We start from the raw sequence: 7,807 nt of genomic DNA, 5'->3' as shown, positions 1-7,807 counted from the left end.
ACAAGGGCGTGAATTCGGCCCGCCTCAAGCTGCAGCGAAAAGCCGGACAGGGCCATCGTGCCGCCAAAGCTTTTGCAGATGTCGCGCATGTCGAGGACGGGGGGCATTGCGGGAACCTTCAGGGAAAGAGCGGCCAGCCCGCCGGGAGCGGGAGGGCTGGCCGTGATGCCGTGGCGAAGATTACTTCGCTTCGGCTTCGACGTTGTCTTTGTTATAGACGGTGAACGGCCCCATCAGGATGCGCTTGGCACCGGCGCGACCGGGATCTTCCTCGATCGTGTAGTCACCCATGCGGCCGGCGTTGAAGGTTTCGCCAACGGCACCGGTGATCTTGCCAGTCGCCAGCATGTACGAGGTGTAGTAGGTCAGATAGCCAAGATCGACGAAGGACCAGAGCGCAAATTCCGGCGCGCAGCCGTTCATCGTATAGCTGACCATTTCGGCTGGCAGGCCGAGGCCGGAAATCTTGACCTTGTCGCACAGCCCTTCGTCCTGCATCGCCTTGGCGCTTGCCTGGATGCCGACTGTGGTGGGCGACATTATCAGCTTGAGGTTCGGGTGGCTATCAACCAGCGCAAGCGCGCGGTTGTAGCTGACTTCAGACTGGTCATCGCCGTAGACGGTATCAACCAGCGTCATCTTGGCGTATTTCGGATCCTTCAGCGTTTCGACCATCGCCGCGATCCAAGCGTTCTGGTTGGCCGCATCGGGGGTTGCCGAAAGCACCGCAAACTCGCCCTCGCCACCCATGATCGAATGCGCCATGTCGGCCATCACCACCCCGATGGAGCCGAAATCAACCTGCGCCACGAACACGGTTTCCCCGGCACCCGAGGGGATCGGGCTGTCCCATGTCACAACCTTGACGCCTGCCGCCTGTGCTGCTTCGGCAGCGGGGGCGATCTGGTCACCGGCGTTGTTGGACAACATCACCACGTTCTGGCCCTGGCTGGTGGCCGTGGTCATGATCTCGATCTGGCCCGCGACCGAGTTTTCGGGCGTCGGCCCAGTATAGAGCAGCGTGCCGGTATTACCGAGTTCGGCATGCGCTTCTTCAGCGCCGCGATTGGCCTGATCGAAGGGCAGGATGCCAAGGAACTTTGGCAACAGAACCATGTTTGCCGCGCCGCCCTTTTCGGCCATCGCGGTCTCGGCGGTTGCAAAGCCACCGTAAAGTGCTGCGCAGAGCGCAAGCGTGGAAACTGTCAGATGCTTCATTGAAAGATGTCCTCCCGTGGTTTTTTCGTGGTTTCGTGATCAGAACCGGACAAGCTCCTCCGCTCCGGCTGCGCGAATATTGGCCTGACCACTTTGCCGTTTGCAATGAATTTCTTTGATCGAATGCTCTGCGCTGCGGCATTGCATTGGCAGAAACAGGCGAATTCGCTTGCTTTGCGGGAAAAGCCTTCACAAAGTTCCGCAATTGGTAAGGCCACTTATCACAAGGAAGCACATCATGAAGCTGACGGTCACGTCGTGGTCATTTGCCGCCTGCACACTGGCGGAAAGCTGGGGCATTGCGCGGGCGCTGGGGTTTGGGGCGATGGATCTGGGGCTGCTGCACGGCGCGGCGCTGAATCGAGGGCGAATCGTTTCAGATCCGGTAGGTGCGGCTGGCGAGGTTGCGGCACTGGGGATCGCTGTGTCCAACCTGTACTGGCTTTTTGGCGCGGACATCGTGCAGAACGCGGTGACCGATCCGGCCGCAAGGGCGCGCAACGAGGCGGAACTGGACCGGGTTTGCCGTTTTGCCAGCACGCTTGGCTGTCCGTCGATATTTGTGCTGCCGGGGGTGACGGGGCCGGGCGCGTTTGGCGCGGCGGTGACCGGGTTGCGCGGGTTGGTTGCGGTGGCCGCGCGGCACGGCATCACCCTGACGGTGGAGCCGCATGTCGGTGGGCTGCTCGCCTCGCCGGCCGAAACGCTGGCGCTTTTGGCCGAGGTGCCGGGGCTGCGGCTGACGCTGGATTACGCGCATTTCACCTGCATGGGGTTTACCCAAGGCCAGATCGACGTGCTGGCCCCGCATGCGGCCCATGTGCACATGCGCCAAGCGCGGCCCGGTGCGCTGCAGGCGAAATGGGGTGAGGGCACGCTGGACTTCACCGCAATGGTCGGGCGGCTGCGCGATTGCGGATACAAGGGCTATCTGGCGGTGGAATATGTGCACCAAGGCTACATGAACACGCTGTTCGATGACGTGCTGACCGAAACGGTGCGGATGCGGGACCATTTGCGCGCCTGTGACATGATTTGAAACAAAGGCGGCGCTTGACCGTCCTTGCCTTATCAGCCAGCGTGGCAGCCTGGTTCAAAAGGGTGGGTACACATGCGCGGCTTCAGGCTTTGTCTCGCGCTGATGATCGTCATGTCTTGTGCGCCGCGAGGTGAGTTTACCAAGGTTCCGGAAGGTGCGGGCAGCCTGATGCCCGAGGCGATATTTGTTGGCACAACACGGCAGTCCGAAGGAGGCGCTTACACCAGGGCCCGCGCTGATCGCGCCAGCTTTGTGCGCTATGACATCTCGATCCCAACTGAGCGCAAGCCGGGCGAAATCAACTGGCCGCCGCGCACCCGAAAACCTGATCCGTCGATGGACTTTCTGGCCCTGAACGAGACGCGCTATCCGTCGGCGTCCGACTTCCGCGGTAGCCTTCGTGCGGCGATGGAACTGCGCGCCCAATCCAGCGCGGTTGTCTATGTGCATGGGTTCAATACGACCATGGCCGAAGGGGTCTATCGGGTTGCCCAGATGCACCACGATCTGGAGGTGCCGGGCGTTGCGATCCACTATGCATGGCCATCGCGGGGGTCACCTCTGGCCTATGTCTATGACCGCGATTCCGCGCTGTTCGGACGAGGCGGATTCGAACAACTGCTGAACGAGGTTTCGGATTCCGGCGCAAAGGAAATCGTCATCGTCGCGCATTCGATGGGGTGCGCGCTGACGATGGAAACGCTGCGGCAGATGACGCTGCGCAACAACTCCAAGGTCATGTCGCGGATCAAGGGCGTGGTGCTGATCTCGCCGGATCTGGATGTGGATGTGTTCCGGTCACAGGCGCGGGAGATTGGCAAGCTGCCCGAACCTTTCGTGATCTTTGGCAGCACCAAGGACAAGGTTCTGGGCCTATCCGCCCGCATCTCGGGGAGCGCGGATCGGTTGGGGAACCTGGAGGATGTGTCGAGAATTTCGGATCTGAAAGTGACCTACTTTGACACGGCGGCCTTCGACGTGGGCGCGGGTCATTTCAACGCCGGCACCTCGCCCGCGCTGTTGAGCCTGTTGAGCGGTATCCTTGGCATCGACGCTGCTTTCCGGTCTGACGCGAGGTCGCGGGTCGGATTGTTGCAGGGGCTGGTGCTGACCGTGCGCCGGACGACCGAGATCATCCTTGCCCCGGTTGGCGCGATTACCGAGCAGTAGGCTGAAAATCGGGTCAGCGACGACGCAGGTAGACGTAATAGGCGCCGGAACCGCCGTGTTTCAGGTGCGCTTCGGTCACCTGCAGTACCGCCGGACCCAGCGGCGGCAGGCGGAGCCATTGCGGAACCTGATGCTTGAGCGCGCCCATTCTTTGCGGGATGGGGCCGGTATCGACGCCGCGTTTGCCTTTGCCGGTGATCACCAGAACCAGCCGAAGTCCCGCGCTTTGCGCGTTCAGGACAAAGCGGATCAGTTCCGGGTGCGCCTCGGCCAAGGTAAGGCCGTGCAGGTCGATGCGGGCTTCGGGCAACAGTTTGCCGCGGGTCATCTTGCCGTGGGTCCTGGCGTCCATCTGCAGGGGTGCGTCGTTCAGGCCGGTCTGCAATGCAGGGGCAAGATCGTGGCGTGCCGCGGTCTGCGCCTTTTCGCCGAGACGGAAATGCGGCAGGCGCGGCTTTGCGGGCGCTTTTGGCGGGTCTGGGGTGAATTGCGCGGCGGCTTCGACCGATTTCACGAACATCGGATGACTATGCAGCGGGCGGGCGGTGCGGGCCACGGCGCGCCAAAGCTCCTCCTCGTCGGGGCGCAGGGTGCGGCGGCGGGCCATGGCGCGATCAGCCTTCGGGCAACAGCGCATAGGCGCGGTCGATGGGCAACAGCAAAACCATGCGGCCGGGGTCTTTGACGGTGCCCGCGCTGTCGCCTGCGTTAAAGCCGGTGCCATAAAAAATGTCAGCGCGCTGCATGCCCTTGATGGCGCCACCGGTATCTTGCGCCATCATCAAGCGGCGGATCGGGTTGCGACCATCTTTTTCGATCCAGACCGGGGCACCCAGCGGGGTGAACTTGGGGTCGATTGCGACCGATCGCATCGTGCTGATCGACCGGCCCATGGCGCCGATCGGCCCCTGATCGGCGGCCAGATCGCCGATCTTGCGAAAGAACACAAAGGACGGGTTGGTGTTCATCAACTCGCGCCCGGCAGTTGGGTTGCGCTGCACCCAGGCGCGGATTTCCTGGGCCGAAACCTGATCCATCGTGTGCGAGCCGCGACGCACCATTTCGTGCCCGATGGACCGGTACGCCTGGCCGTTGGCGCCAGCATAGCCCACGCGGATCACATTACCGTCGGTCATCCGGATGCGCCCGGAGCCTTGCACTTGTAGAAAATACACATCGATCGGGTCGTCGAGCCAGGCGATTTCCAGGCCGCGCCCGGCCAGAATGCCGCCTTCGATGCTGGCGCGGGTGTGATAAGACTGCCCGTCGCGCAATTCAGGCGGACGGCGGTAGATCGGGTAAGCAAAGCGGCCTGTGCGGACCGGAGAACCTTCCAGTTCCGGCTCGAAGTAACCGGTGAACAAGGCCGGGGGCGTGCCGATCAAAACCGGTTTGAACAGAAGTTCAAAGAAGCTGCGGGCTGAAGCATCGTCTTGTGGCGTATCGGCGGCCAGCGCACAGATCGGGCGCCAGTCGGGCGCATCAATCAGGTCACAGGTTTTCAAGAATGCGACCAGCGCGTCAGCGTGATTGTCGTCGTACCAGCCATCAAGCTGTTCGAATTCCAGCACCTGGGCCTGCGCGGCGGGGGCGGCCATCACTGCTGCCAACAGACAAATAATGCGGGGCAGGCGCATCCCAACGCGTCAGTCGCCGGTGGCCACAAGCTGCCAGTTCGGGTCATCGACCCCCATCCGGCGCGCGAAGGTCCAGATGTCACGCTGGCGCTTGATCTCGCTTTTGCTGCCCTCGACGATCTCACCGGCCTTGTTACGCACGACATAGGTCTGTTCGCCGACAAAACGGACCGCAACCTCGGCCATGCCACTTTCGCGGTTGAAGGTGGCTTCTTGCAGGGCCAGCTCCTTCATGCCGACAAAGGTGGCCTCAACGGTGAGGCCGTCTTTTTCGCGCTGGTCGATGGCTTCGGCAAAGCTGGCCTCGACCTCATCCGACAGGAATGGGCGGATGCGGTCCAGCTCGCCCTTTTCGAACGCCATCAGAATCATCTCGTAAGCGCTACGCGCGCCTTCGAGGAACGGGCCGACCTTGAAGTCCGGCTCGGCCTGCTTCATCGCGGCCAGTGCTTTTGCTGCATCGGACCCTTCGGCGGCATGGTCGGTGATGTCACGATCCGGCCCACCATCAATCACCTCGAAGTCGCGCTTGACGCGGGGCCTGACATCTTCCAGCGGAATCGGGGGCTTTTCAAAGCCTTCGCGGGTACCAAGAACCGAACGCAATTTCAGAACCAGGAAGATTGCGATCCCGGCCAGCACCAGCAGTTGGATCAGGGACGAACTCATCGGATACCTCGGGGGGCCTGCTATGGGCAAATGGAGTGGATTGGCGAAACCGCCGCTGCCCCTTATGTAGGGTGAGCCATGGCCGAAGTCTACCGGCGGGGGCCAACACAGATGCAAGGGATACCGTCGATGTGGCTTTTTCTGCTGATCCTGGCGATACCGCTGATTGAAATCGGGCTGTTTGTCGAGTTCGGCGGGGCCATCGGTGTGTGGCCGACGCTGGCCTGGGTGCTGATTTCGGCGATCCTCGGCATTTTTATCCTGCGTCGCGTCGCGACGAAAGGTGCGGTTACGCTGGGCGCGGACATGGCTGAAATGGGCAACCCTCTGTCGCCCATCGCGCATCGGGTGTTGTTGGTGGTGGCGGCGGTGCTGCTGCTGTTGCCGGGGTTTCTGACGGATGCTTTGGGCTTGTTGCTGCTGTTGAAGCCGGTCCGGACCTTGCTTATCGCGTTGATAGCGCGGCGGTTGAAGTTGGGGCCGAGGCCCGCTGGCGGTGCGCAAGGCTCGCCGGACGTGATCGAGGGGGAGTGGTTGGAGGTGGACGAGAACGATCCACCGCGTCGCGACAAGCCTTCGGAATGGACACGGCATTGAGGGCCAGCGCGTGACCTGCTAGGAACGCGCCAACTTTCAGGCGAGGAGTGGTCAGATGGCCGAGGAAACCAAAAGCGGCAACGGTGCGGCAACGCCCGCGCAGCCGCAAATCAAGATGCAAGTTCTGGCGCAGTACATTCGTGACATGTCATTCGAGAATGTGGTTGTGCAAAAGGGCCTGACCGCCGGCGAAGTACAGCCCGACATCACCGTGGCCGTCAGCCTGGATGCCCGCAAGCGCGCCGTCGAGCACCAGTTCGACGTGATCACCAAGTTCAAGATCACGTCGAAAAACAAGGTCAACGGCGAGACGCTGTTCCTGCTTGAGCTGGAATACGGCGGGACGTTCCTGGTGGAGGGTGTGGCGGATGAGCAGCTGCATCCATTCCTGTTGATCGAATGCCCGCGCCTGCTGTTCCCGTTCGTGCGGCGGATCATTTCCGATGTGACGCGCGATGGCGGATTCCCGGCTGTGAATGTGGATACCGTGGATTTCATGGCGCTGTATCGTCAGGAACTGGCGCGACGTTCGCAGGTTCAGGCACCGGCGGTACAGCCGAACTGAGGCCGGCGCACCGCCAAGCGGGCCTCAGCCCCGCTTGGCCCACAGGGCTGCGGCGCCCATCTTTTCCACGAAGGCCTGATGGTCGGCCAGTTCCTGATCCGTGATCCGGGGTGGCAGGGGTTCGGGGCGTGGCCGGGGGCGCCATTCGGTGCCGTTGGCCAGCGCATCGCGGCTTTGTGTCTGCGCGGCGGTGTTCAGCGCAAAGTCGGGCTGGCGACCGCCGATCAGCTCCAGGTACACTTCGGCGAGGATTTCGCTGTCCAGCAGTGCGCCGTGCTTTTCGCGCATCGAATTGTCGACGCCAAAACGGCGGCACAGCGCATCAAGCGAGGCGGGTGAGCCGGGGAATTTTTGCCGGGCGATCATCAGGGTATCGGTGGCACGGGCGGCGGGCAGCTTGGGCATGGCGGCGCGGTCCAGTTCGAAGTTCAGGAACTTCATGTCGAAGGCCGCATTGTGGATCACAAGCTGCGCATCGCCGATGAAGTCGAGGAATGCCTGCCCGATGTTGGCGAACACAGGTTTGTCGCGCAGATGTTCATCACCGAGGCCGTGCACTTCGAACGCCTCTTTCGGCATCGAGCGTTCCGGGTTGATGTACTGGTGGTAGGTGCGACCGGTTGGAAGGTGGTTGAACAACTCCACCGCGCCGATTTCGACGATGCGGTGGCCTTCGCTGGGCTCGAATCCGGTGGTTTCGGTGTCGAGGACGATTTCACGCATGGTTTGACCGGATATAGGAAATCAGGGCCCGAACATAGGCCCGCGCGCTGTCTTGGGAAAGTGTTTCCAGAATGTGGGTAGCGCGTTTGCGTTTTTCAGCATCGGACATCTGGCGCGACAGGATCAGCGCAAACTGGGCTTCGGTCATGCCGGGGCGCGAAAGCACCCGCGCCCTTTGCAGTTCAGGCG

The 7,807-nt window shown here is 62.1% G+C and carries 10 protein-coding genes; 4 read left to right on the top strand and 6 right to left on the bottom strand.

Annotated elements, in window-relative coordinates:
* Positions 1–180: 180 nt before the first annotated feature.
* Positions 181–1,218, bottom strand: a complete 1,038-nt coding sequence (locus RMO18_RS20875; RefSeq protein WP_309668455.1) for a rhamnose ABC transporter substrate-binding protein — start codon at positions 1,216–1,218, stop codon at positions 181–183.
* Between the two features lie 238 nt (positions 1,219–1,456).
* On the opposite strand from RMO18_RS20875, the gene RMO18_RS20870 reads away from it, so the two are divergent.
* Together RMO18_RS20870 and RMO18_RS20865 are read left to right on the top strand one after the other, a co-directional pair.
* Positions 1,457–2,257 (top strand): sugar phosphate isomerase/epimerase family protein, encoded by an 801-nt coding sequence (locus tag RMO18_RS20870; protein WP_309668454.1) that lies wholly within the window; start codon positions 1,457–1,459, stop codon positions 2,255–2,257.
* A gap of 72 nt (positions 2,258–2,329) precedes the next feature.
* Complete coding sequence (locus RMO18_RS20865) at positions 2,330–3,427, top strand: alpha/beta fold hydrolase (protein ID WP_309668453.1); 1,098 nt, start codon at positions 2,330–2,332, stop codon at positions 3,425–3,427.
* Between the two features lie 13 nt (positions 3,428–3,440).
* On the opposite strand, the gene RMO18_RS20860 is transcribed toward RMO18_RS20865, so the two are convergent.
* From RMO18_RS20860 to RMO18_RS20850, 3 genes are read right to left on the bottom strand one after another with little or no spacing between them, the layout of a single operon-like run.
* The gene (locus tag RMO18_RS20860) at positions 3,441–4,034 is read right to left on the bottom strand and encodes a Smr/MutS family protein (protein WP_309668452.1); all 594 of its coding nucleotides are present in this window, start codon (positions 4,032–4,034) and stop codon (positions 3,441–3,443) included.
* Between the two features lie 7 nt (positions 4,035–4,041).
* Positions 4,042–5,064, bottom strand: coding sequence for a murein transglycosylase A (locus RMO18_RS20855; protein ID WP_309668451.1), 1,023 nt, complete (start codon positions 5,062–5,064; stop codon positions 4,042–4,044).
* Positions 5,065–5,073: 9 nt separating this feature from the next.
* Positions 5,074–5,733 (bottom strand): Tim44/TimA family putative adaptor protein, encoded by a 660-nt coding sequence (locus RMO18_RS20850; protein ID WP_309668450.1) that lies wholly within the window; start codon positions 5,731–5,733, stop codon positions 5,074–5,076.
* A 129-nt stretch (positions 5,734–5,862) separates the two neighbouring features.
* On the opposite strand from RMO18_RS20850, the gene RMO18_RS20845 reads away from it, so the two are divergent.
* Together RMO18_RS20845 and secB are read left to right on the top strand one after the other, a co-directional pair.
* Entirely contained in the window at positions 5,863–6,330 is a 468-nt protein-coding gene (locus tag RMO18_RS20845; protein ID WP_309668449.1) for an FxsA family protein, read from the top strand.
* 55 nt (positions 6,331–6,385) lie between these two features.
* Positions 6,386–6,895, top strand: a complete 510-nt coding sequence (gene secB, locus RMO18_RS20840; RefSeq protein WP_309668447.1) for a protein-export chaperone SecB — start codon at positions 6,386–6,388, stop codon at positions 6,893–6,895.
* A 24-nt stretch (positions 6,896–6,919) separates the two neighbouring features.
* On the opposite strand, the gene dnaQ is transcribed toward secB, so the two are convergent.
* The gene (dnaQ, locus tag RMO18_RS20835) at positions 6,920–7,618 is read right to left on the bottom strand and encodes a DNA polymerase III subunit epsilon (RefSeq protein ID WP_309668446.1); all 699 of its coding nucleotides are present in this window, start codon (positions 7,616–7,618) and stop codon (positions 6,920–6,922) included.
* Positions 7,611–7,807: dephospho-CoA kinase (locus RMO18_RS20830; RefSeq protein WP_405054120.1), on the bottom strand; the 197-nt coding region annotated here is incomplete at its 5' end. The genes dnaQ and RMO18_RS20830, both read right to left, overlap by 8 nt.

It is taken from the genome of Tabrizicola sp. (genome assembly GCF_031377265.1).
Classification (GTDB): Bacteria; Pseudomonadota; Alphaproteobacteria; order Rhodobacterales; family Rhodobacteraceae; genus JAUYQR01.
This window is presented reverse-complemented; position numbering and strand designations above follow the sequence as displayed.

What these genes read in the sequence shown, in the direction of transcription:
- dnaQ (WP_309668446.1), bottom strand. Translation starts at nt 7,618, where the DNA reads ATGCGTGAAATCGTCCTCGACACCGAAACCACCGGATTCGAGCCCAGC.
- RMO18_RS20875 (WP_309668455.1), bottom strand. Translation starts at nt 1,218, where the DNA reads ATGAAGCATCTGACAGTTTCCACGCTTGCGCTCTGCGCAGCACTTTAC.
- RMO18_RS20865 (WP_309668453.1), top strand. Translation starts at nt 2,330, where the DNA reads ATGCGCGGCTTCAGGCTTTGTCTCGCGCTGATGATCGTCATGTCTTGT.
- secB (WP_309668447.1), top strand. Translation starts at nt 6,386, where the DNA reads ATGGCCGAGGAAACCAAAAGCGGCAACGGTGCGGCAACGCCCGCGCAG.
- RMO18_RS20860 (WP_309668452.1), bottom strand. Translation starts at nt 4,034, where the DNA reads ATGGCCCGCCGCCGCACCCTGCGCCCCGACGAGGAGGAGCTTTGGCGC.
- RMO18_RS20845 (WP_309668449.1), top strand. Translation starts at nt 5,863, where the DNA reads ATGTGGCTTTTTCTGCTGATCCTGGCGATACCGCTGATTGAAATCGGG.
- RMO18_RS20850 (WP_309668450.1), bottom strand. Translation starts at nt 5,733, where the DNA reads ATGAGTTCGTCCCTGATCCAACTGCTGGTGCTGGCCGGGATCGCAATC.
- RMO18_RS20855 (WP_309668451.1), bottom strand. Translation starts at nt 5,064, where the DNA reads ATGCGCCTGCCCCGCATTATTTGTCTGTTGGCAGCAGTGATGGCCGCC.
- RMO18_RS20870 (WP_309668454.1), top strand. Translation starts at nt 1,457, where the DNA reads ATGAAGCTGACGGTCACGTCGTGGTCATTTGCCGCCTGCACACTGGCG.